This is a genomic window from Pseudocitrobacter sp. CD920760, from assembly GCF_057782505.1.
Map to the genome: position 1 here is coordinate 70,472 of NZ_JBWXSY010000002.1, position 22,669 is coordinate 93,140.

The 22,669-nt window shown below is 49.0% G+C and carries 20 protein-coding genes; 2 read left to right on the forward strand and 18 right to left on the reverse strand.

The annotated features are described in order from the left end of the window. Positions 1–190 precede the first annotated feature (190 nt). Positions 191–1,567 (forward strand): replicative DNA helicase, encoded by a 1,377-nt coding sequence (gene dnaB, locus AC1MKH_RS25355; RefSeq protein WP_488452198.1) that lies wholly within the window; start codon positions 191–193, stop codon positions 1,565–1,567. A 17-nt stretch (positions 1,568–1,584) separates the two neighbouring features. Continuing rightward, the gene (locus AC1MKH_RS25360; protein ID WP_488452199.1) at positions 1,585–1,788 is read left to right on the forward strand and encodes an Hha/YmoA family nucleoid-associated regulatory protein; all 204 of its coding nucleotides are present in this window, start codon (positions 1,585–1,587) and stop codon (positions 1,786–1,788) included. A gap of 256 nt (positions 1,789–2,044) precedes the next feature. On the opposite strand, the gene AC1MKH_RS25365 is transcribed toward AC1MKH_RS25360, so the two are convergent. The 18 genes from AC1MKH_RS25365 to AC1MKH_RS25450 all read right to left on the reverse strand — a co-directional run bounded on the left by AC1MKH_RS25365 (position 2,045) and on the right by AC1MKH_RS25450 (position 22,636). Then, positions 2,045–2,410, reverse strand: coding sequence for a hypothetical protein (locus AC1MKH_RS25365; RefSeq protein ID WP_488452200.1), 366 nt, complete (start codon positions 2,408–2,410; stop codon positions 2,045–2,047). 42 nt (positions 2,411–2,452) lie between these two features. Further along, positions 2,453–2,968, reverse strand: a complete 516-nt coding sequence (locus AC1MKH_RS25370; protein ID WP_488452201.1) for a DUF2726 domain-containing protein — start codon at positions 2,966–2,968, stop codon at positions 2,453–2,455. Next, complete coding sequence (locus AC1MKH_RS25375; protein WP_488452202.1) at positions 2,965–3,306, reverse strand: hypothetical protein; 342 nt, start codon at positions 3,304–3,306, stop codon at positions 2,965–2,967. Before AC1MKH_RS25375 ends, AC1MKH_RS25370 begins: the two co-directional genes overlap by 4 nt. 81 nt (positions 3,307–3,387) lie before the next feature. Further along, entirely contained in the window at positions 3,388–3,576 is a 189-nt protein-coding gene (locus tag AC1MKH_RS25380) for a hypothetical protein (RefSeq protein WP_488452203.1), read from the reverse strand. Between the two features lie 102 nt (positions 3,577–3,678). Then, positions 3,679–7,449 carry a conjugal transfer protein TraG N-terminal domain-containing protein gene (locus tag AC1MKH_RS25385; RefSeq protein WP_488452204.1) on the reverse strand — a complete coding sequence of 1,257 codons (3,771 nt, stop codon included), beginning with the start codon at positions 7,447–7,449 and terminating at the stop codon, positions 3,679–3,681. After that, the gene (locus tag AC1MKH_RS25390; protein ID WP_488452205.1) at positions 7,449–8,837 is read right to left on the reverse strand and encodes a conjugal transfer protein TraH; all 1,389 of its coding nucleotides are present in this window, start codon (positions 8,835–8,837) and stop codon (positions 7,449–7,451) included. The genes AC1MKH_RS25385 and AC1MKH_RS25390 overlap by 1 nt, the downstream gene beginning before the upstream one ends. A gap of 9 nt (positions 8,838–8,846) precedes the next feature. Beyond that, positions 8,847–9,326 (reverse strand): conjugal transfer protein TraF, encoded by a 480-nt coding sequence (traF, locus tag AC1MKH_RS25395; RefSeq protein WP_488452206.1) that lies wholly within the window; start codon positions 9,324–9,326, stop codon positions 8,847–8,849. Continuing rightward, positions 9,323–10,147, reverse strand: coding sequence for a conjugal transfer protein TraF (locus AC1MKH_RS25400; RefSeq protein ID WP_488452207.1), 825 nt, complete (start codon positions 10,145–10,147; stop codon positions 9,323–9,325). The genes traF and AC1MKH_RS25400 overlap by 4 nt, the downstream gene beginning before the upstream one ends. 42 nt (positions 10,148–10,189) lie before the next feature. Continuing rightward, positions 10,190–10,687 (reverse strand): S26 family signal peptidase, encoded by a 498-nt coding sequence (locus AC1MKH_RS25405; protein WP_488452208.1) that lies wholly within the window; start codon positions 10,685–10,687, stop codon positions 10,190–10,192. Next, entirely contained in the window at positions 10,684–11,433 is a 750-nt protein-coding gene (locus AC1MKH_RS25410; RefSeq protein WP_488452209.1) for a type-F conjugative transfer system pilin assembly protein TrbC, read from the reverse strand. Before AC1MKH_RS25410 ends, AC1MKH_RS25405 begins: the two co-directional genes overlap by 4 nt. Further along, positions 11,430–11,840, reverse strand: a complete 411-nt coding sequence (locus AC1MKH_RS25415) for a hypothetical protein (protein WP_488452210.1) — start codon at positions 11,838–11,840, stop codon at positions 11,430–11,432. The genes AC1MKH_RS25410 and AC1MKH_RS25415 overlap by 4 nt, the downstream gene beginning before the upstream one ends. 43 nt (positions 11,841–11,883) lie before the next feature. Continuing rightward, a complete protein-coding gene (locus AC1MKH_RS25420; RefSeq protein ID WP_488452211.1) occupies positions 11,884–13,482 on the reverse strand; it encodes a TraU family protein in 1,599 nt (532 codons plus the stop codon). 157 nt (positions 13,483–13,639) lie between these two features. Beyond that, the gene (gene traN / locus AC1MKH_RS25425; RefSeq protein ID WP_488452212.1) at positions 13,640–15,505 is read right to left on the reverse strand and encodes a conjugal transfer protein TraN; all 1,866 of its coding nucleotides are present in this window, start codon (positions 15,503–15,505) and stop codon (positions 13,640–13,642) included. A gap of 9 nt (positions 15,506–15,514) precedes the next feature. Continuing rightward, a complete protein-coding gene (locus AC1MKH_RS25430) occupies positions 15,515–17,539 on the reverse strand; it encodes a conjugal transfer protein TraN (protein ID WP_488452213.1) in 2,025 nt (674 codons plus the stop codon). 3 nt (positions 17,540–17,542) lie between these two features. Further along, complete coding sequence (locus AC1MKH_RS25435; RefSeq protein WP_488452214.1) at positions 17,543–20,077, reverse strand: TraC family protein; 2,535 nt, start codon at positions 20,075–20,077, stop codon at positions 17,543–17,545. Further along, a complete protein-coding gene (locus tag AC1MKH_RS25440) occupies positions 20,077–20,595 on the reverse strand; it encodes a TraV family lipoprotein (RefSeq protein ID WP_488452215.1) in 519 nt (172 codons plus the stop codon). Before AC1MKH_RS25440 ends, AC1MKH_RS25435 begins: the two co-directional genes overlap by 1 nt. After that, positions 20,595–21,842 carry a TraB/VirB10 family protein gene (locus tag AC1MKH_RS25445; protein ID WP_488452216.1) on the reverse strand — a complete coding sequence of 416 codons (1,248 nt, stop codon included), beginning with the start codon at positions 21,840–21,842 and terminating at the stop codon, positions 20,595–20,597. Before AC1MKH_RS25445 ends, AC1MKH_RS25440 begins: the two co-directional genes overlap by 1 nt. After that, the gene (locus AC1MKH_RS25450; RefSeq protein WP_488452217.1) at positions 21,842–22,636 is read right to left on the reverse strand and encodes a TraK domain-containing protein; all 795 of its coding nucleotides are present in this window, start codon (positions 22,634–22,636) and stop codon (positions 21,842–21,844) included. The genes AC1MKH_RS25445 and AC1MKH_RS25450 overlap by 1 nt, the downstream gene beginning before the upstream one ends. Positions 22,637–22,669 lie beyond the last annotated feature (33 nt).

Sequence of the window (22,669 nt, forward strand, 5' to 3'; positions counted from 1 at the left end):
ACAGTACTCTGACGCACCTGCGGCTTGTCCAACCCGTTATCTGTCTGATAAGTATTATCCGACAAATAACGGGTTTCAGTGGTAAACCGATCATTCACTTTGCCGTGTTGTGCCGTGCGTAGTAATATTTTGCAGCAGATAACACTTATCTGTTATTTTCAACCTTAATGCAGACGATGGCCGTGACACCATGACAAACCAAAAAGACAACAGTGAACAGGGATTACCTGTCCCTCATTCTATAGAGGCTGAGCAGTCCGTTCTGGGCGGTTTAATGCTGGTTAATGATGAATGGGATAGTGTCACTGAAGTCGTAGGGGAGGCTGATTTCTATCTACGTCAGCACCGGGTTATCTTCAGTGAAATGCGCTCCCTGATTAAACGTGGTAGCCCAATTGACCTGATTACCCTGAGTGAACAACTTAGCGGGAAAGGGCTTGAGGATGCCTGTGGCGGGTTTGGCTATCTGGCAACACTCTCCAAGAACACACCCAGCGCGGCAAATATTCACGCCTATGCTGATATCGTCCGGGAAGCGGCGTTAAAGCGCGAATTGTTGGCGGCAGTGAATGAGATCGCTACGCAGACACTTCAGCCACGGGGTATGAATGCGGCTGAGCTTGTTGATTTGGCTGAGCGTAAAGTGATGCACATCACCGCGTCACGCGATGATCGACAGGCCGGGCCGACCTCAATCCTCGACGTAATGGACAGTACCGTTGAACGTTTGCAGGCTTTGGTTGATACCCCTCATGACGGCGTGACGGGGCTGGATACCGGTTATACCGATCTCAATAAGAAGACCGCTGGTTTGCAAAACGGCGATCTGATTGTGGTGGCCGCGCGGCCATCGATGGGTAAAACTACGTTTGCCATGAATATCTGCGAAAACGTCTCGTTGTGTCAGGATAAAGCCGTATTAATTTTCAGTCTGGAAATGCCTAAAGAGCAACTGATGATGCGTATGTATGCCTCACTGGGACGTATCGATCAGACTAATATCCGCACGGGGCTAATGACAGACGAGGACTGGACTCGCCTGACAGGGACTACCGGTATTCTCTCCGAGCGCAACAATATCTTCATTGACGATGAATCAGGACTCACCCCGCAAACTGTTCGCGCACGGGCGCGCCGTCTGCACCGTGAAACGGGTGGACTGGCAATGATTATGGTCGATTACCTTCAGCTTATGCGCGTACCTGAACATTCCTCAAACCGTACTCTGGAAATTGCGGAGATCAGCCGGGCGCTCAAAAGTCTGGCTAAAGAACTGAATATACCGGTGGTAGCTCTGTCACAGCTAAATCGCTCGCTGGAATCGCGTGCTGACAAGCGTCCTATCAACTCAGATTTACGGGAATCCGGCTCCATTGAACAGGATGCCGACCTTATCATCTTCATTTATCGCGATGAGGTGTATAACGAGCGGTCGGAGGATAAGGGCATTGCCGAAATCATTCTGGGCAAGCAGCGCAATGGGCCAATTGGTACACTCAGACTGACGTTCAACGGTCAGTGGTCACGCTTTGACAACTACGCCGGGCCGCAACTGGTCAGAGATTAGTGAAAAGGAATAGTGAAATGAATAAGCAGGACTGGCTATTACAACTCCGTCGCGTGACTGAAATCACCACGCTGGATAAAATCATTCAGCGTAAAGAAGATTCACTCCCCGCATCAGAACTTGTCGTGTTTTATTCTGCGTCCGATCATCGCTATGCGGAAATCAAAACCGGCAAGCTGTATGACAAAATCCCTTCACATGTCTGGAAAGTGGTTTACTGATACGGCAGCGCCGTTACCCCGGCGCATCCTGGATTAATCCCAATCACCTTTTAGTTTTACTTATGTTCTCGCGACAGGGCTTATACTGATCTCAGTCTTTACTGACTATTACAGACGGAGAACTATTATGACTCATGATCCAATCATGTTCTGGCAGGCGATTCTTGTCGTGGCGGCATTCTTTGGCTGCATTATTTACAACATGGTTAGCAAGCCTAAAAAATAACGTTACGCGTAACGCTTTATATATTTGCTATTAAATGCCCGTGATATTTCTCACGGGCATTTTGTTTAGTTCATATTCGATAATCAGCGCAATATTATCGGTGCAGTGGTGGCGGTCAATAAGACGCTGGCTCTGAGACAGAGCGGAAAAGCGGGACTGCAACGAATCCTTTGCTTCCGCACAGATCCCGATAATCCAGCACCCCCGGCCAGAGGCGCTGAATACCTGATAGCACCGTGCCGGAGGGTTATGCCGGTAATCATGGCTGACAAGTCTGGCGAGTTCACGAGACGCATCACGGATAGTTTCCGACAGCGCATAATCGCAAGGGGAGGTCAAAACCCGGACGGTATGGCAGTAAGCGTCGATTTTTTGCGGGAAAGAATGCTTAAGCATTATATCATCACAGAACGGCCCCGAAGGGCCGCTCTGTTCCTGTCAGGCGGCTGCGGAGGTATGGGGTTCAGTTCCTGGCAGTGCGCCGGTCAGCGGCAGAGACAATTCAGCAGCGGCCTGGGTAAGTTCATCAGCAATTTTTGTTGCTGGCGTACCTGAGTCCATGATGCAGCAGGGAATACCCGCGCTGGCGAGGCAATTCAGTTTAATTTCATCATCACTCGTTGTGAAATCCACGGCCAGAACCGGTGTGTACTTGTCATTCAGGATCAGCCAACCAACTTTCTGCTCGCGCATGGCTTTATGGAAGAACGGTTTCTTATTTAGTGATGGTGAGAATACCAGGTCATCGAGCGTCACATTGTTTTTGATAATATAGGGCGCAGCAAAAAGTGTTTTCAATGCCGAGTACATTTCACGCTCGTCAGAGGTCATGACGGACTTAAGTTGTAATTCTCCCGGCGTCTTGAGTTTTTTCTTTGGGCGGTGGATCTGGATATACCAGAATAGTGCGGCCAGACAACCGATACCAATAATATTAATCATATCGTCGTTCATTTCTTCTCCTTACAAAACTCTGGGTTGTTGTTCATTAGTAATGCTCTGGTCTGCGTCATGCCGAGTGCTTTACCTTCCGACAGACGGGAATACAGGTCGGTAAATCCTTCCTGTGTCGTAATACGTTTCAAATCCCTGACGGTTGCCGGTTTTCCGCACCACTGCGTAAACACCTGGTCAGCCTGAATATAAGCGGCCATCCGGGAATGATCGGTTCCTGCCCGTTGCTGCATATACTGAATTTTTTGTGATGCTGCACTGTCTGCGGCGGTCAGTTCGATTGCTCCTGCCGTCATCGGAAGACATAGCATGATAAAAATACAAACAGGTTTAAGCATATAGCACCATGATATAAATTTGTATCATGGCATGGCAAAAAAAATGCAGACGGCAGTCCTGCATTTTTGCGCATGCGCAAATTAGTGACGATAAAATTTTACATTCGTACCGGGACATTTTGAATCAAAAGGGATATAAACCGGCAAATGTGGTTTAGCTGAATCAGTCACTTTCGCTGCCGGAGTTACCTCAAGATTAACGCATTCTTTTTTCACTTCAGAACCTAAAAATTTCAGGTCATCAATGAGCGTAGCAAGCCATTTTTTCATAGCGTATCCTCATCATTATGGTCGGTTCATCAACAATAAAATTAAATCCCCGCATTTACTCTGTAACACATTAGTGTTATCTATGCAAGTGCGAGGTAGGGTTTAACGCGGTATGTTCCCCTGTTTAGAGCCGGTATCTGCCTCAACAGGTATGCCTTGTTGGGAGCTTTCCAGATTTACTGGGGGGTGCGCCGATGATGCAGAATCATCATCTTTGCTGGCGCTGCTGATTTGCGTCCCCTCAAGACCTGCTGGCTTATCCCGTGGGGCCGGTTGATAATGTTGCTGGCGCGGCGTTGCCATATATTCCTGTGGGCTACCAGCCCCGTTTCCTGAGAATGTATTTTCCTGTGCCTGCGTGGTGACATGCTTGTCATCCTGTGGGGTCGGTTGGCTATGTTGCTGGCGCTGCATTGCCATGTACTCCTGTGGGCTACCAGCCCCGTTTACTGAGAACATATTTTCCCGTGGTTGTGTGGTGACTTGCTTATCATCCTGTGGAGCGCCAGGGGTTCGCATCTCGTTCCCTGTAGACCTGTCAGCATTGCTAGCTGATAGTTCTGTATAACCCTCTTTAACCGTTTTAAAGAGCGTGGAGGCTTGAGGGGCTACCACATCAGTAATGTACTGCTCACGCTTAGCACCAGTGAGAGACATCGCATCAGCCGATTTTTCAGCTTCCTGACGATAACCATCAACCTTATGCTGGAATAGTGCCGTGTTCAGATCAATCGACCCACTGTTTACATTTGACTGCTCTACCTGGGCTACAGCACTTGCGCTAAGACCAAACAATTTGCCGATAGCTGGAGTGGAAACCCCCGCACTGGCCGCAGTTGAGTTTGTTGACAACGCTTGTTGTGCCTGGTTGTAAATAGGGTTCAGGGCGCGGGAAGCCTCAGTTGCAAAGGTCAGCGGCGAAGAACCGGACAGCTTTTGTTCACTGGCCGTCAGCAACTGGTTAACTGCCTGCGGGCTTTCAAGCTGCTGTAGCGCACTTGTTTCTGTACCCATCGTCTGACCGCTGTCGTTGCGGAAGCTGTTATCGATAGACGTGCTCTGACCGGTTGCCACGCTTGACGTCGCTACCGCTTTTCCATCTTCACCCAGGCGTAGACCCATGTGAACCGTCCCGACTGAGTTATCCGGGATCGCCTGAACCTGAACTGGATCAAGCAGGCCATTGTTAGCCAGTTTTTGCGCCTCGTTTTTAGTCACGGCCATGTTGGTATTTGCCCCGGCGATTGCATCAGCCGCTGGCGCATCACCCCCTATTACATTGCTAACAGTATCGAACTTGCCTTGCTCGGCCAGGGTGGTGTGTGTCTCAATTTCACCCCGGCGTTGCGCTGTCACTGGCATGGATTGCCCGGTTTCCTTGAATACTGCTTTTTCACCCTGAATGACGTTAGCGCCTTTCTCGCTAGACCAGGCGCTGTTTGACTGCATTTGCTCAGGGCTGTAGTGATTCCCTTCGAGCGTACCCATTTGTTCAGCCGAACGAGCCGCAGAGAGGATAGTGCGGGATTCCGGTTCCGATGTTCCTGTGGCCGCTCCAATTTCGTTGACATTGGCGCGTTGCTCGCGCATATCACTCAGGTTCTGTTTCAAATGCTCAGTCTGTGATTCCGTAACACCACTTGTGATGCCGCCGTTTTCGTCATATGCGTTATGGAGCGCCTGAGTGCGGCCAAGACGTTCATCACTTTCAGCACCGGCAGTATAAACACCGCGTGAGTGCATGCCTGTCAGTGAGCCTGCGGCTTGCAACTGACCCTGACCGGATGCGTGTTCACTGGTCTGGCTGGTTGCCGTACTTTCCCTGCTAAATGCCGTAACCGATTTACCTGCGGCACTGGCTGCGTCACGAACCCCGCCAGCATGACCAATCTGCACACCACGCTCAGTACCATGCACATCGCGTTGCTGTGCGGCCAGTGTATCGAGTTGCCCCCCGCCGTGCTGTAGGTTCGATTTTGCATCAGACGTCTGCATTGTCGTGCCGACACCGGTATTCAATGCGGTCATATCTGTGACGTTCATACCGGCGCTATCCGCAGCCGCTTCACGGCCCCTTCCGTCACCGACCGAGGCTTGCGTGGAGGTCATGGCCGTGGCTTCAGCAGGCATATAGCCCCCTCCAACATTCCCCCCTTCATAACCTTTAACCGTACCCGTTGAACGACCAGCGTCCACTGACGCGGAACGCTGTGCCGCTGTACCAACACTGCCACCAAGCCCCTGAATCTGAAGGTTGGAACTGAAGGTATCCGATGTGTCACGGTACGAAGTGGCATTGCTCATTTGCTCGATGCTGCCGACTTCCGCAGCCGTTTGCAGTGTGGCATGACCCTGACGCATAGCGTTAATTTGTGCGCCTTTTCCTTCAGGGGTAAAGGCTTTATCACTGACTTCTTCAGTAACGCGATCCAGCCGTCCCATCGCTTTCTGACCGAACGCACCGAGGCCATAAGCACTGATGCCAAACATTGCAGCGACCAGCATTGCAATCTGAACGGCTGTTTCCCTTGCGGAAGCCATTACGGACATGGCTTTCATGGTGGAGGATGGCCCCATTTGAACCGCATCGATACCCAGTCCCATTGAGCGAATATCACTCATGGCCGTGAGTATTTCATCCGTACCCGCCTGCAATAGTAATGTGTCAGCAATCTGCCAGGTGGTAATGAAAATCCACAGACCTAACAGCAGCGTCAGTGCCTTACCGAGTAACGGAGTGAATACGAGCAGCAACAGCAAGGGGGTGATGGAAAGAATGATGGCAATGACACCGGACATGATAAAGCTCAGCCATTCCGGGTTAGTGATAGCGTCAGCCATCCCGCCGTTAATCATGGCGCGGTTAGCCATCATGCTTGCGGCCACTTCAGGGTTATTCTGAAGCATGGCATCCGCAATGGCCTGAGAAACAACGATGTTGCTCATAATGGTGTTCAGGGATAAGCCATTGGCAGAAAAAATGGTCTGCAATCCTTCTTCCATGCGGCCTTTACAGTCAGCGAACTGTGCTGCATCCGCGACCTGGTAGCCGTTTTTACTACATACATCCCGAAGACGGGCATTGTAAGACGCAGGATTGCCCAGATCGCTTTTCAGCGACACATATGCCTGGTCACAGGTGACAGTTGCCCCTGCCGGATTGGAAGGGCTGTACCATTGTGTATAAACCGCCTGATTGCGAAGCGGAGCCAGCGCGGAAACCACATCCAGAACGGATGAGCCGGTTTTCAAGGTACGGGGATCAAATCCGCGAGACTGAGCCACTGCGGAGCACTGATTCCACATCGTCCTGATGTTATCCGTCAGGTAAGGATCAAACTGTGCGCCATTGCGGTTCAGTACGCCAAGCAACATCTTGATTGGCGTGCCTTCTCCCGTAAACCGCGTGGTGGTGGCTGTATTGCGGTTCGACATATCCACAAACGCCTGATAGACGGAATTAGTGACGGTTGCCGTGGCTATCAAAAAGTCGGGGATACCACTCACCGCCTGGTACTGATTACGGCTCTGGTCGTAGATATGAATGGTTCCTTTTTGTGTTACCAGACCGAAGTAGAACAGTGTTCCGACGACTGTCAGATAGAGCCAGCCGAGTCCCATCTGGCCTTTGCCGGTTTCCAGAAATTCCAGTCCACCTTTAGCCGATTTAAGCAGTAATGCCGCCACCATGCCGACGACCACGAATGCCGAAATCATGGTTTTGTATTCGTTGTCGTTAAACATCAGCTTCAGGCGAGTGAATGCGTTAACGATGGTAGAGAACCCTCCCATCACCACATATTCGCCGTCCAGCGCAAAGGCTGAAGGACTGGCGCACAGGAGCGCCAGTAAAAGAAAGTGCGTTTTCTTCATCAACGTAAACTCCCGGCAGCACGGTCAGTCTGGCCCTGGCGATCTTCTGTCTCGACCGATTTGATAAAGCTCTGGTTAAGCATGTAGGACTGCAATTTGCTGTTAAATTCGGCTTCAACTTTCACGCCAGCCTCGCGGGACTGCACAATCAAATCGTCAAATTTCGCGATAGCCGGTTTAAACAGATCCATCCGGCACGGCTTGGAACCGGCATTCGGATCGCTTAACGGCGTCGATACCATTTCATTGACTTTGTTAAAGGTGTTTTCCGAGTTGCGGTATAAATCGGTAAAGATGTAGTAGGTGTAATAGAGGCCAACGAACTCGCTCAGGACGTTCAGCATGACCTGATCCTGACCGGAGACGACCGACTGTTTCAGAATGGCGTATATCGGAATATTGGTCTGGTTGATGAATGCCTGGTTTTCGCTGTTCAACGGCTGGTTGTTTTTAATGCGCGTCAGAATGCTTTCCATTTTCTGATAAACAACCGTGCGAACCGGACGGGAGCCTGACGGTACGCATTGCTGGTCGATGGTCTTGATGTAAGAGCGGCCATTAAGCATGTCATCGAGAGAATAGCGTTTGTTCTGAGGGCAACTGGTCACACTTTTGGCAATTGGAATTTTGTCATTGGTTTTGGACTCGATCCAGACATCCCCAAGATAGCCGCGAATGGTATCGGCAAAGTCAGACATCCCTACTTTGGCGGCAGCTCGCTGGACAATAGAGCCGTGCTGCATCAGATCACGGAAGTCAGCAGGGCATCCTGCAATCATAGATTTGAGGTCAGCGATAGGTTTGTCATCGGCAGCTTTAATCTTTGAAGTGGTATCGCTCCACATACGATCAGTAGCTTCTTCAAGGTTTTTGACGCCGGTCATTTCCGTTAACATACCCTTAAGCGCCTCTGGGTCACGCTCCACCATCGCTGTCGCAATGGGTTTCGCCAGCGCACATTCATTGAGTTGAATACCGTTCAGGAAGTTCGTTATTTGCTCGATTTTCCCCAGCGTGTCGGCGCACTCCTTACACATTGTTTTAAGGGCCATATCAAAGGCCACATAGGGCGCGGCCTGCATTGCACGTTGTGCCTTTTCAACCAGATAATCAGGATCAAGAAACGAGAATCCCCCCAGAAATCCGTCAATACCACCACAGCCTACGGAAAGGCGTGGGGGAGAAATGGTAATCGGGTAATCGGTACTGGTTGTGGTTCGGGCGGTAAACCCCCCCATTGTGTAATATCCCCGTTTCTGGCTGTCGAAGCTGCTCGGTGAGTCATACACAGCATTATCAAACCACTTATCAGCCCAGTTATCGGCCATTGCCGCCAGAGGTGAAATGGCGGCAATGAAAAGGAGGCCAAAGCGTATTAGTTTCTTCATCTTTAGTACCTATTGGGTAATTTGCGTTGCCGCATTAGGTTGAGTACGGGCCTGATACTGTCCGGTAGCTGCATGGCCGTTCATAAGGCGAACCAGCTTGAAAACGTCAGCACGAAGCGTCAGAAGGGGGGAGTACCCGATTGATACGGTCTGCCAGTTCCTTGCGCTGCCATTGCGTTTGATCAACACAATGACCGGCGTGGCGTTGACGTTAAACTTTGTCCGTACTTCCGGGTTCTGAATGATATCGATGGTCTTTACATACAATCCTGTCTGGGCCTGAAACTCTCCCATTACCGGCAACTGTTGTTGGCAATACGCACAGCCAGGTTGAACGAAATACAAAAGGGCATAATTGAGTCTGTTTTTATAAAGGTACTGACTCATTCCCTGTGTTTCCTGCTGCATGGAAGGTGACTGATATTCCGAAGCCTGCAACGGCTTCAGAATGAGTAACAGCAATAACAGAGCAGACTTTGCAAAATTCATTTGGCCGTTCCTTTCAGAGGATCGAAGAAGCCACCCTGCTGTTGTTCATTGGTGAAGAACTGGCGGGGATCGGTATCGCCGTTTAATACACGGGTCATGTTGTAAATACTGGTGCGCAGGTTATCGAGTGAATCCACGCCAACGGAAACAGGCATCCATTTATCTGGCGCATTACGTTTTATAAGTATCGTGACGGGCGCACGGTCTACGTTAAATTTCTTCTTGGCGGCAGGTTCACGGGTAATATCAATCTGTTTGATATACCAGCTACTATCGCGCTGGAAGTTTTCAAGAATTTGGGACTGCTGTACGCAAAATCCGCAATTTGGCTCGGTAAAAAATAGCAATGCGTATTCGTTGCGGTTCTTTTGGAGCAATTCGTTTTTCGATTTCTGTTTCTCTCGCTGTTTCTCAGCATTCCCCGGATTGGTGATGGGGTAGTCCTGCGCCGCATTCAGGGAAGGGTTATCGAGCATCACGTAGCCGGTCAGGTTAGTGAATGCAGATGCTTTACGGCGAGTTGCGTCCTGAACTTTGTAGTAATCGAGCACTGCATCCGGGGAAAGCTTATACACCGCGTAGTCACGGGTTTTATCCAGTAACTCCTGCATATCTTTGGGGTGCATCTGAAAGAGTTCTTCAGCAGAAGGTACGACCGGACGCGGGTATTTGGCTTCGGCTTTCTTTTCTTCTTCTTTTTTGGGCGTTTCATACCAGAACAAACCATGTTTCGGGTTGTTCTTGACGGGTTCGGCACTGGCGCTGGCCGTGGCATGGAATGCCAGGCTAATCAGCGTCAGGGCTACAAGTGTTTTGCACATATCGTCCTCGTTCTATCGGTCATTTGCGCATGCGCAAATCATTCAGATAAGGGGAATGAGTTTTTCGGTATCAGACATGCGGATAAAGCCCCAGTAACGGCTGTCATAACTGTTCGCGGTATCACCCACGGCAAAAGCCTGACCTTCAGGAACCGTGCCGGTATACGTAAACTCAGGGAGACTTTTGCCGTTGGTATCGCGCAACATGACCTGCGCAATTTGTTCGCCATCGCAATAGAACTGATTGCCAGTACGGGAGAGATACTGCCCGGCCACACAGCCCAGCCGTTTAACGAGCCAGGCTTTGCCATCGGGCAGGTAATCATCGGTACGCTGGAATTTCACATAGTCATTCTGCTGCGTGGCCTGTTCACCGGCGCGATAGAGAACACGAGGATTAACGCTGTGAGTTGCCGGGATTAAAATGTGCGTGAACAGGCTGTAAGCAAACGCCAGACTCAGCGCAATCGTGGTGGTATTGATGAGTCTCCGGGCATCACTGGATAGGCGTTTACGGGATTTCAGGATCGCTCGCATCATGCTTTCTCCAGACGTTCTACCAGAGCCTTAACCTTTGCGTCAGGCGATATGACGTTCATGCGTTCCAGCAAGCGGCGCACAGAGGCATCCCCATACACCACCGCAGACGCTTTGGTTGCATTCTCAAGGCCATCGCAGTAACTCTGGATGTGCATATCGGGCTGATATATCAATGCTGGAACTCTTTTAATGTCGTAGAGCCGGAAAAGCATCGGATCAATCAGCATTTCTGTACCCCACATTTTGCACTTTGCCCCTTCACACGTAGGGTTGGCGACAAGTACGTTGCGCGTCAGATTTATGGTTTCCTGCATTTTGCTGATCCCGCCGACTGTTCCCCGCATCACCATTACGCCGCCGACTTTGGATAAATCCCTGGCGTAGTTACGCAGAGTATTGAGCGGCATGCTGCTGGAAACGAACATCACCAGTTGATTCCCGGCAAGCTTTGGCCCCTGTTCTTCTTCAGGAGCGCTGTTCAGACCACTGGAGCCTAATACCTGGGCTTTAACGGCATTCTGCTTTTCACGAAATTCATTGCTTCTGGAGAACTCAGCGACAGAGGCCGCAAACTGCCGTGAGGACGCGTGTTCGTCACCGCTTACGCTCTCTGCTAATGCGGTATTGGCCTTATTTGCCGCCGCCATCATTTCCGGGGTGATATCGATGGACAGGCTGTTATTACCGGTCGCATAGACCCCGAACGATGCAAGGGCAGCAAGAAGAATAATGTGGCTGTTCTTCATAGTTGCTTGTCCTTCGGTTCGGTTGATTTATCGTCCACTGGCAGTTCGCCCATCGTTGGCTCAGATTTCAGAGATTCTTCAGGGGACTTCACCTGCGGGGTAGCAGTGTCCTTTTGAACCGGCGTGACAGCCGGAGGGGTTGTCAGGTAGTCCCAGACGTCAAGTAACATAATGAGCAGGCTGTGAAGGGCAGCGCTCAGGAGGTAAATCACAGCTAATACAGCGACCGCAGGCAGGATGGAGAAATCAGCGCCGGTAAAGACGTTATTAATACGGTTCTCAGTCAACCATTGAACAAGCGCCGTTTCGTTAATAATGGCCGCAGATATTTTGCCGCCAAAAATGCACAGCAGAAACATAAACAGCAGCGTGAACGTAATATGCTTATTCGAAATAATGAATTTCATCGTGTATCCCTTTAATAATTTGCGCATGCGCAAATGAATAAGTTTAAAGAACCGAACCCTGATAGCTCACGCAGCAGTCTTTCTTTTCAAACATCATCCACATGAAATTATCTTTTCGCGGATCGTGCTTGCCGCCTGTCCACAACAGACCTTCGCGGCCCAGAGGAATACAGGCTGTGCTTCTGGCCGGGCGCATCATTTGCAGCTTAAAGCGGTCTTTACGCCAGATTGGGGCCAGTTCGCGGTAGCAACCATCGGCTGAGGTATTCCAGAGCAAACCGAGTCGGCCCATCATGTAGATCGTTCTGGCGGCGATACCGGCATTGGCTTCAACATAATCAGTAGAGGTTATGGAGCCGGATAGCGGGTAAGCATTACCCCATGACCCCATACACCAGAACAGTGCATTAAGGGGCATGCCGAAGGAGGCCGCAGCCGCATCAGCAGAGCAGGTGATTGTTGATATAGGGTTAGCAAATAGCAGCGCTTCAGGGTTAATAATCAGACTCAGGATGTCGTTATTCCACTGAGGCAGGATCTCCGTCATCATCGCCACGTCATACCCTTCATCGTCCAGGCAGGGAATGTCGTAAAACATATCGAGAATTTTCCAGGCCGGGAAAATGTAATAGTGAGCTTGCTGGAATGCGCGTTTAGACCCGTTGTTTTCATTAAGGCCACCGCCAAGCGTTCCTGGCTTGGGTGTATTCAGGGATGTGCCGAGGGGCATCATGCAGTACGGATCAGATACGGTATCGATAATGCGCTTAGGCTCCCAGAAGGAGGTGCGCAGGCCAATTCTGGGGATCGAACCGCCTTTACACACACATACGGGGGAGTCTGCTGAACCGGGATTTTCTTCGCCGCCAACTATCTGAACACCGGCGATACGCATCGGAAAAATACAAGACCAGCCAATATCAGTCACTGGATTCAGGAATGACGTTTTACACTCAGCATGTGCCGCAGGGATCAGCGTATTAAACGCGGTTGCCATCAGTTCTGAAGTGGCACTGAGCATGTCACTGGACATTGCCCGTAGCATGGCCGTAGAGCGCTTTTTATCGGCCTGCCATTCGTATTCATTGATGACCAGACGAGAACCTTCCTGCGTCACAACGGTTGGGGTGACTTGAATATCCAGACGCTGTTTCAGCGTGGCATCGAGAATAAACGCAGGGCGGTTGATGGCATCGCTCTTGCGTATGACATCACCATGCGTATAGAGCACCATGTCAGTGCTCTGCGCGTTGGCCTTAAGCCATTCTTCCTGGCCGGGACTAATCACAACGATACGCTGTGGGAGATGAACAAACTGAAGCGGGTTGAAGGTATAGCCTTTCGGGTACAGCACTTTGCCGTTCTGGTCAGGAACATCAACCAGAGAAGTATAAAAAGGGACGTGGTAGCGGGTGCGGTTTTCTTTGGCCGCAGGTAATGGAATCCCCTGAAATGCAGCCCAGGACTCCCGGTTTTTGTTCAATTCCTTAGACCAGTCTACTGCCCGGACGCGTTGTTCAATTTCAGCCAGTGCGTCAGGTTCAGCGATATCGTAGACCTGTCCGATCGTATTACTAACGCTTGCAGCGCTGGCCGATACTGCCAGGCCAGCGCTGAGAAGGAGAGCGGTCAATTTGAGCATGATGCGTCACTGTTCCATGATATGAATTTATATCATAAACCAGAATTGATTAAATGACACACCAAATTTATGATTAAGTCATTCCGTATGAAGTTGCCCTATATAGTGTTGATTTTCATGATTTATGTTCGCACCAATATAGTGCGCACACTTTGGTTTAATTAGTTTTTTCGTAAAAATCTTGTGTTACCTGATTAACGTTGCTTTGAATTTCATCTGTTGCCTTTTTCACCATATCTTCCACGTACTCGCTCAGGTCAATTTTACTAAAATCAAGTGCCTGAAATTCATCCGGCGAGAATCCTCGACATTGTGGTGAACCTGCATCACCCCAGCCGTTAAAGTTTTTCAGTTGGGGGCGACCCTGTTCATGAATGATTCGTGCGAGCTTGGAGTTAAAGCAGCAATAGGACGTCGCCTTTTGCACACATCCCAGCAGGGGTATTTTCTTTTTGCAGTAAGTGCCAACCTCATGACAGTAACCAGAACCTGCTTGCATCGCTGTTTCCATTGAAGTCTGATCGCAGGCTTTCATCAGATATTGCATAGCAAAGTATATGGCGACTGAAATTGCCAGGCTTGTTGGATCAAAGGCAACAATCATCGCATTTCCAAAACCTTGAGCAGCCATTGAAGAAGCAATAGCAGCATCACCGGTTGCCTGCATTGCCACGGTATAATAGGTGTAGGCTTCCTGGGCTGCGCCGTAGACTTTGGATACAGTGCTGGCCGCAGTGGAGATCGATCCCATTGCACCCGCACCATCTGTGAAGACTTTCCCTTCACTTTTACAGCAGTTTTTATACGCAGTATCGATACCAGCGAGTTTGCAATCCTGTCCACGGCCACTGAAGATAAAAAGCTGATCCATACAAACACCATCTTCGCTTTTTTTCCCATCATCAACCAACATCGAACCGTCAACGTTACCCTCATCAACCGGCTTATTCACACCGATATCGATACACTTATTAGGCGAGCAGGATGCGCCACCATTATTGTTCAGACAGGATTGGCTGACTCCAATGGGACAATAGTTTTCCTGCGTATTCCATTTGCACTGTGTACCGCTGAGTGTACCTTGAGAACAACTGTATTGCGTCTGGGATTGAGTGGACTTGACGCACTGGCCGTTTTGTATGACATAACCTGTATTGCAAACAGCCTGAACCGGGCCACCATTTGTTACGACTTTACACTGATTATTGACCAGTGTTCCGGTTTGACAGAGATAGTTCAAATTCGTATTTTCAGTCTTAACACACTGGTTGTTAATTAACTGAGAACCAGACGGGCAGGTGAGTTTAACAGCACCTGTATCATTACTAACCACACACGTACCATTTACCAGCGCACCCTGATTACATATATAGTCCGGGTTAACAAAGCACACTCGCGTACCGGGTATTTGTCCTACCCCTTGACAGCCTATAACTGTATAGCCTTTTGGTGCAGGGGGGATATTGTTAGAGTTAACCCAGCCACATGCCCTTTTAGCACCGTAGGGGCCTAAAGTTGTGCCTTTCGGACAGCTTTGGGTTGGTGTGGTTTGTGATTGTGTAACACATCTTCCATTCTGGATAACCGAACCCGCTGGGCATGATTGAGTCGGGTTAGTGTATGTAACGCGCTGGCAGCCGTTCCCCACAACGATATAACCACTAGGGCAATACGCCTGCGCTTGCAGATATTCTTCCTTCATACATTGTCCGTTCTGGATAAAATAACCAGAAGGACACTGGCTACCCAGAGGTGCGTATTCATACTTCATGCAATTTCCATTGGACTGCATGACGTATCCCTGTAGGCAATATGGGCTGGCGTTCGTCGTATGATTAAGCGTTGCGGTCTTGCATGCCTGATACTCACCTTCATCACCGAGATAACCGTTGCTGTTAAGATCCTGACCGCATACAAAATTAGTGGCGATAGGGTTATCCGCTCGCACGGGCATTACACCTATCAGCATGACCAGTTGTGAAATAATAAGGAGAGCGCTAATAAACTTTCTGAGCATTTCCATTTGACTTCCTTATTTAGCTGAGCCGTCTGGCTTTTTTGTATTGCCAGTACTGCAAATCATGTCCTGACCTGCCTGACGAATAACCTGCATAATGGCTGATGCTTCAGCAAATTCATTCAGACACTGGCAAGCTTTAATAACTTCTTCACCGGGTTCCGCTGGGCAGGAATTACTGGCGTCACATTCATAATAAAAATTGTCATACTTGGTAATTCCCGCTTTATTGTTCTTGTCAACCTGACCACTTATAGCCATATCAGGTGTTGTTTTCGCCTTGCGTGTTTTACACATATTGATACATGGGCCAACAGTAGGCATGTCGGGCCAGAACAACTCACCAGATCCATAAGATACTTTGCCATTCGAGAACATTTTGTCCTTATAGTCGCCTGGCGTGACGGTTTTATTGATGTAGGCTTTACGTTCGATAATATTGTCAAAGTTGAAATCCACTTTACGATTGCAACGATATGCGCGTTTCTTTGTAAACCAGTCACGTTTAACCGGTAACGAACAGAAGCTGCCCTGTAACGTTTTTGTCTGTGGTAAGGGAATTAACCCGGTGTTGATATTGCCGATAAATGTTTTCACGCCATCGACCGTTTCATCAACTAACTGACAGTTCTGGTCATTCTCATAAGCAGTGCAGGTATTTGTCGTATATTCCTTACCTTCGCGGCACGATAAATCGGCTTTCAGGCGAACGAGGGCATAACCTTCACCTTCCCCGGAGACTTCTACGCGGATCTTGAATTTAACCTGACCGTTTTGGTTAAGGTATTGCTTAAAATCTAAATTAGGAGAAACGTTCCAGGACTTACTGAGTTCACAAGCACCAGGAACCGGGCCTGCATCGTTCCAGTTTCCATAGGGGCCAGACCAGACCACTTTATCCCCGGCCCAAAGTTGCATCCAGTCATCAAATACAGCATTAACCAGTGTGGCACTGGCTATACGGGTGTGATCCTTAACAAAGAAGTTGGAGTCAACTTCGTAGTATTTACATGACCCGCTCCAGTAGTTATCACCCAGCCTGCCAAGAACCAATTGCAGGCAGTCAGAACCACATTGCTGTACGGAACCTTGCCCTCCGTCAAAGGCGATAATTTCATTCAGCTTAGGCTCGTCAAGTGAGACATTTCGATTAATGTCACAGTTATAGATATCTGATTTTTCATTTGGGTTTAGGCTACCATCAGTAATCATTCGATAAGCATCACTGGTTTTAGCCGTATTATTAGCATCGGATTTCATCGCATTGTAATTATCCTGATAGGTCAGGATTTTTTTGCCATCAGCCGTGCCAAAGAAACCCTCTGAATCTCCCATCGAGCAGGATGCAGTATCGCCGCCGACAAAGGATGCCGATACACCATCTACCTTTATCTGGCTCAGTGTGAACCAGGGATTTGCGCGTGACAGTGCCTGTGACGCTCCACCTCCGAGGTCGTTCAGCACCTGACTGAGGTTGTTCCAGGCAAGGTTATTGCCACAACTATTGTTGATGCAGTAACAACCACCCAGTTCACTCATGGCAACACTTTTGCGGCCTAACTGATAGTTCTGCGCATTTGCTACCCATGCCCATGAAGTACAGGTCGCCGCGTTATTGGCATCGGCACATGTCTGGAATCCATTGCTGCATACCACAGACACATCCCAGCCCGGCGAGGTTGTAATATCAAGACTGCCGTTAAGATCGGTATCCTGCATGATGTTCAGAATTTTCAGATTGCCGTTAGTGGAGGGTTGTACCAGCATGCGCATGAATTCTGATGAACCTTTGCAGACAGCTTTGCCATTAAACGTCGTCTTGCCATCGTAAGTTTTCATATTGTTATCGCCCGAAACCGGGCGAATCTGACTTTCATTGAGGCGAGAGGCGTTACTTGTTTTGCCTTTTACGGTGGAAGAAATAGCACCAGCCACGTCTTTGCTCTCGTTTATCTTTTTAGGATCTGGCGTTGCACTGATTTGCGCATGCGCAAAAAGCGGGAGCATAAATGCTCCCAGCAGGATAGGGAGTGTCTTCATGCGTCACCCGGCTTTGAACAGAGTTGCTGACACACCAGAGAGTTGTTGCAGGGCTTCGACAGGCTCTTTCCCTTGTTTGAGTAGCAGGTCGAATGCCGCAACATCTTTACCATCGGAGGTATTAATCCAGTATCGCCAGTTATCAACGCACAGCCGGGCTACTCCCATCCCTAACGGACTGTCAATGAACACTTCACCATAGTTAGGACGCGCGTTACGGACGCTGCGCAACAGCTTGAGAGGGAATCCACCGGTTATATTGGGTAAAACACCTTTACTGGCCGCTTCGTCATACATGCTGGACGTGAGGTAATAGCGCCACTGGGCGTTTGATTTAACAACGTCACCCAGACCCGGCAGAGCCAGATAATCAAGCGGCGACTGAAGGACGACACCCATTGCGCCACGATACTTACGGGCGCGACGGTAGCATTCGTTGATCATCTGAGTTAAACCGTCCATCGTAACGAAGCCTGTTTTTTGCAGCATAGACGCGACTTCCTCAACGAGAATGATGTTGGGAGTGGTTCGGTCAGACAGGTACAAATCCATCGTGATGGCGTTCATCAGATTAACGATCATCGGATAAAACAGTTGTTTTACCGCGCGTAGCTTTTCAATATCGGTACAGACGAATTGGTCATCTTTAATATTAAAAGTGGTTGGGCCGGTGAAGAATGCCCCGTAATGCCCCTCGGATGTAAAATTATCAAGCAGAAAAGCCAGGTTTCCACCTTTGAGACGCAGGGTATCGGCACTGGTTGATGTTTTATCCATAAATTCGGAATCAAGAAACTTAGAGGACTTGAGGTAGTCAGTAATGGCATTCGTTCCGCGTAACTGCTGACCATCTGTAATGGCAAATTTACAGGCACGGTCAATCAGGTTGGCTTCGATTTCGTCTACGGGTTGACTGGTAAATGCGTAGGCACATGCACTGAATACGATTTGAGCCGTGGAAATATTTTGCGCCAGGTCTTCTGCGTCGTTCCAGGTAAAGTCGAGTGGGTTGATGCAAATCGGTTTCTCAAGATTGAAGTCAATATACCGACCTTTGCGAATGCGGGTGAGCTTCTCGTAGGATTTACCCAAATCCATGATTCGGGCCTTTGCGCCAATGCTCAGATACGAATCAACCATGTCATTCAAGAAGAAGGATTTCCCACCCCCTGTTTCGGCAATAACGGAAAAGTTGTGCGCATTGGCACGGGAATCGTACATGTCGATACTAATATTCTGGCCTTTTCGACCGATATACGATTGCACGGGACGGCCACCGCCGCGAAAATCCCCCTGAACAGGCAGGAAGCGGGTAATATTCTCGTTATCGAGATAGAAATGACGATCTATCGTTTCAATGTTGTTTTCGATGTTATAAAAACCAAACGGCAGCGCGGTATAGAACATCACCTGCTTAATATTGGTTTCATACATCATTTCAAAGTCAAAACCTTCCCAGATGCTTTTTGCCTGGCCTGCGGCGACAACCGCAGCCTGCTCTGTATCGCCAAATACCCAAAGTTGGGGAATGATGTAAGAAAATTTGCTTTGCTTGGCAATCATGTTCTGCATGATGCTGAATTCAATAATACGCTGATGTAACGCGGCGGCGAGACTCGCCCCAACGCGCTGAAACATAGTCTGAGTAGCCTTGTCAGATATATTCTTTTTCAGGTCGTCATAAATGACGGTCAGGGTGTACATGAAGGGAGATTTTATTTGTCGAATATCATCTTCCTGCCCCATAAAACCGCCAAACAGTTCGTTGGTTCGCAGTGGAGTATTACCACTCTGCGGAACAACGTTCGGGTACAGACAAATTCCGTAACGATCACCAATTTTACTTACGGAGCCAGGCAGCGAGAAATCTAGATTAGAGACACCCATCTGCTTGCGTAACTGGCGTTCTGGGTCATAAAGCCCTTTTGATGGCTTACCACTGAAAAACTCGGAAGCCCATTTAACCAAGTCAGAGGCATGCCAGCGGCGCGGCTCCATGAATTCGAGCGCTTGCTCAATGGAAACCAGTAATTCTTCAGAAATGCGCTGTTCATTCTTTATCGTGAGGAACAGTCGAAAGTTACGGATAGGCAGGTTACGCATTTTTTCCACACCTTCAGCACCCCGGCGAATAAATGCGTCCATTGCCTCAACGTTCATTGCGGTAATGGGGTCATCAGTATTACGAATGTCGCGGTATTTCTGTAGATAGTCTTCCATGTTGTGATCGGGGAAAAGAATCCACTGTGACACTGTTCCTTTTGGAAACTGTGAGCGAATGACGCTGTGAAGCTTATCGAGCTTGTCATTGCCTAAAAAGGCCAGTGGTTTAAGTTCCCAAATCCAGCCAATCGTATTATCGAAGTTCAGAAATGAGTTGCTGTCAGCTTGTTCACCGGGCAGGCGTTCCTGAAAATTGAAGTAGGGCAGATATTCACTAGGCTGGTCGCGAGCGGCCAGACCCAAAACGTCTGATTTTGTTACTTCATCTTTGAGAAATACGTGCTTTTCAATTATGCGCTGTAAAGTTTTAAGCATCAGCCTTTCCCTCCTGTCAGGAATGCCGGTGCTGCATCGTCACGCGATAACTGATAGTCAGTGAGGACGAATTTAGGCCCATTCAACATGGTAAAGACGTAGCGAGGCATGTAGGCAGTTTGCTCATCAAGCCCAGGTGAGTAGGACAGAATTAAAGTTCTGACGACAGTTGGCTGGCGCACGACTGGTGTCTGAGGTGCATCGATAAGTTTGGCCGTTTGTTCGTATACACGATCTCGGTAACTGGTATAGGCAGCAGATGCGGGTTTACTTGGTGCATCAGCGCTGGCCGCAGTTTTAGCGGCAGATTCCTTTGGGTCGTTCTGTACCCCATCTTCAGTAATGGCATGTCCCATACTCGCGCCGGTTGTGGCTTCCGTGTAGGCATCATCAGACGAGATACACTGACCGTAACCGTCTTCGAGTTTACATGCGAAATCATTATGGTATGGCAGGATAGAGCAGCCGGTAAGGATGAAAGCAGAAATCAGTAACAGGCTAAGTTTTGTCATGTTCATTATTTGATCCTTACTTCTTTGATGGTGAGTTCAGCGGTTTCCTGGATAAAGAGCATGACGTCTTTACCGGGGCCGGTTTCAAGTGCCGGAGAGGTTTGTTGTGCGAGATTGAGCAGATATTTCGATACTTCGGTGAAACCACCTGCCACACCCGTAGCAGCACCGTTCTTAACGGCTTCGTCGGGCTTAATGGTGTTAATGCTGCCGAGAGGTGAAACGTTTTGTTGGATGCTCTGATTGCCTATGACATTGGCAAAGGCTTCAACGGATTTAGCGAGTACTGTACCGGCGAGCAGGCGACCAGCGCGGGATACAACACGCGCAGACATATCGCGCTTTCCGTCACGGTCAGAGACAAATCCCTTAACCTGACCTTCCACGATATAGCGCCCGTCCATCGTCATGCAGTGAATCGAGACGGGAAGGACGATGATGCGTTCTGAACTGAGGTTGCCGCTCACGTTGGATATATTGAAGCAGCCGCGCAGGTTCATTTTGATGAAATTGGGAAGCTGTGCCGGAGCCTGTACCCTGAACATCAGTGTTTGCGGGTTTTCAGAACCATATTCCCCAGTAAGCGCGTTAACGCCGACCAGAAGTTTTGCTTTCATAAATCCAACCGGCAACTGGATCGTATTCTTTTTTGCGGCTGAATCCGCTTCAAGTGTGTTTAGTGGGATGTCACCGTTACCTTCGGAAATACCACCAAGCCACTGTGTTTCAATGGGCGCAGCCGCTTGATCAGGATTGGCATCAGCAGCGCCTCCGTTATTTAACGGGGCAGGGTAGTTTGACATGCCAGGATATTCAGGAGCAGCGCCGCCGGTAGTACCAGAATTTTGCCCTGGTTGTGCAGCCCCCGGTTGCGTTGGCGAAGAAGCGGCAGTCGCCTCCTGGCCTGTCTGAGAAGGTGGAGCAAGATTGAATTGTCCTTTGCTGATAGCATCAGCAACGGCATCATTCACCTTCTGGTCAATGGTGTTTCCCTGTTGCTTGATCTGCGCACCCAGTGTTGTCACGATATCGTCCTGAATGACGCTCTCGGTTTTCTGTGGTGAGACATCTTTTTGCACCTCTGCAACACGCGGCGCTTTTTCGTTTTGGCCGGTGAGGTAATAGACGCCGAGGGCGACAAGGGCGAAAGCGCCAATTGTGCCCCACTTTTTATATTTCTGTTGTTGGGCTGACGGCTGGCGATAGAACCATGCACGGGCTTTCTCTATTACGGGAAATTTGGTGTTATTCATTACATAGTCTCCCGATGAATAATGACCAGCGTGGATAACTGTCCTGTGCTCAGCGCCAGTCGTTCGGCGGTAATCGCAAAGATATTGGTGCCGAACTTTGTGTTTAGAAACATGGTTTCGGTTAGAGTGACGTTATTCAACGCTCTGATTGTATATTGCGAACCTCGAAGCCCAGTCCCGTCAACGAGTACATCACGCTCCTTTTTCACTTCAATAGGGATCTGGCGGCCCCGGCTGTCGTAAATATTACGCACCCAATTATCCTTCACCGGAATAACTTCAAAACTTTCAGGTAGACCACGACCATTGGTATCAGCATCAGAGATAATTTTTGTTGAGAGTGATACGGCAGCTTCTTCAAGGGAAAGCGCACTAAATAATGCCTGATTATCTTTAATGTTCTCTTTAGTGTCAGAGCCAAGTAGTATTTTGTGCGGGTTTTCATATTTAGGAAGAACAATAAGTTCGAAAGTGCTTGTTCCACAGGTGAGGAATAATTCAGTTGGTTCCGCGTAGTAATGATTTTCACCGCCCTGAGCAAGGTACTTAAATTTTACCCAGAATGAGCGGCGGTCAGAACTTACTTTGACGTCAATTGGTTTTTCAGTACTGAATACAGGTTTTACAGCTTCCCCTGATTCACATACGAGTCTGTTAACATCACGATTAGATAAAACAACTTGAGTTGAAATTTCTGGTAATACTCGTTGAGTATTTTGCGGGTAGATTTTTTTCTCAGCCGCGCCTGCTACTAACGAAGTCGTCAGTAGTGCCAGCAATAACGTAGTTTTCATATAAAAAACCTTGAATTGAAAGTTATAAACGCG

Excerpts from the sequence above, each read along its gene's own strand:
- AC1MKH_RS25370 (WP_488452201.1), bottom strand. The coding sequence starts at position 2,968 with ATGAACGACGATATGATTAATATTATTGGTATCGGTTGTCTGGCCGCA.
- traN (WP_488452212.1), bottom strand. The coding sequence starts at position 15,505 with ATGGAAATGCTCAGAAAGTTTATTAGCGCTCTCCTTATTATTTCACAA.
- AC1MKH_RS25430 (WP_488452213.1), bottom strand. The coding sequence starts at position 17,539 with ATGAAGACACTCCCTATCCTGCTGGGAGCATTTATGCTCCCGCTTTTT.
- AC1MKH_RS25385 (WP_488452204.1), bottom strand. The coding sequence starts at position 7,449 with ATGAAGAAAACGCACTTTCTTTTACTGGCGCTCCTGTGCGCCAGTCCT.
- AC1MKH_RS25375 (WP_488452202.1), bottom strand. The coding sequence starts at position 3,306 with ATGCTTAAACCTGTTTGTATTTTTATCATGCTATGTCTTCCGATGACG.
- AC1MKH_RS25410 (WP_488452209.1), bottom strand. The coding sequence starts at position 11,433 with ATGAAGAACAGCCACATTATTCTTCTTGCTGCCCTTGCATCGTTCGGG.
- AC1MKH_RS25435 (WP_488452214.1), bottom strand. The coding sequence starts at position 20,077 with ATGCTTAAAACTTTACAGCGCATAATTGAAAAGCACGTATTTCTCAAA.
- AC1MKH_RS25360 (WP_488452199.1), top strand. The coding sequence starts at position 1,585 with ATGAATAAGCAGGACTGGCTATTACAACTCCGTCGCGTGACTGAAATC.
- AC1MKH_RS25405 (WP_488452208.1), bottom strand. The coding sequence starts at position 10,687 with ATGATGCGAGCGATCCTGAAATCCCGTAAACGCCTATCCAGTGATGCC.
- AC1MKH_RS25415 (WP_488452210.1), bottom strand. The coding sequence starts at position 11,840 with ATGAAATTCATTATTTCGAATAAGCATATTACGTTCACGCTGCTGTTT.
- AC1MKH_RS25380 (WP_488452203.1), bottom strand. The coding sequence starts at position 3,576 with ATGAAAAAATGGCTTGCTACGCTCATTGATGACCTGAAATTTTTAGGT.
- AC1MKH_RS25440 (WP_488452215.1), bottom strand. The coding sequence starts at position 20,595 with ATGAACATGACAAAACTTAGCCTGTTACTGATTTCTGCTTTCATCCTT.
- AC1MKH_RS25445 (WP_488452216.1), bottom strand. The coding sequence starts at position 21,842 with ATGAATAACACCAAATTTCCCGTAATAGAGAAAGCCCGTGCATGGTTC.
- AC1MKH_RS25365 (WP_488452200.1), bottom strand. The coding sequence starts at position 2,410 with ATGCTTAAGCATTCTTTCCCGCAAAAAATCGACGCTTACTGCCATACC.
- AC1MKH_RS25390 (WP_488452205.1), bottom strand. The coding sequence starts at position 8,837 with ATGAAGAAACTAATACGCTTTGGCCTCCTTTTCATTGCCGCCATTTCA.
- dnaB (WP_488452198.1), top strand. The coding sequence starts at position 191 with ATGACAAACCAAAAAGACAACAGTGAACAGGGATTACCTGTCCCTCAT.
- AC1MKH_RS25420 (WP_488452211.1), bottom strand. The coding sequence starts at position 13,482 with ATGCTCAAATTGACCGCTCTCCTTCTCAGCGCTGGCCTGGCAGTATCG.
- traF (WP_488452206.1), bottom strand. The coding sequence starts at position 9,326 with ATGAATTTTGCAAAGTCTGCTCTGTTATTGCTGTTACTCATTCTGAAG.
- AC1MKH_RS25450 (WP_488452217.1), bottom strand. The coding sequence starts at position 22,636 with ATGAAAACTACGTTATTGCTGGCACTACTGACGACTTCGTTAGTAGCA.
- AC1MKH_RS25400 (WP_488452207.1), bottom strand. The coding sequence starts at position 10,147 with ATGTGCAAAACACTTGTAGCCCTGACGCTGATTAGCCTGGCATTCCAT.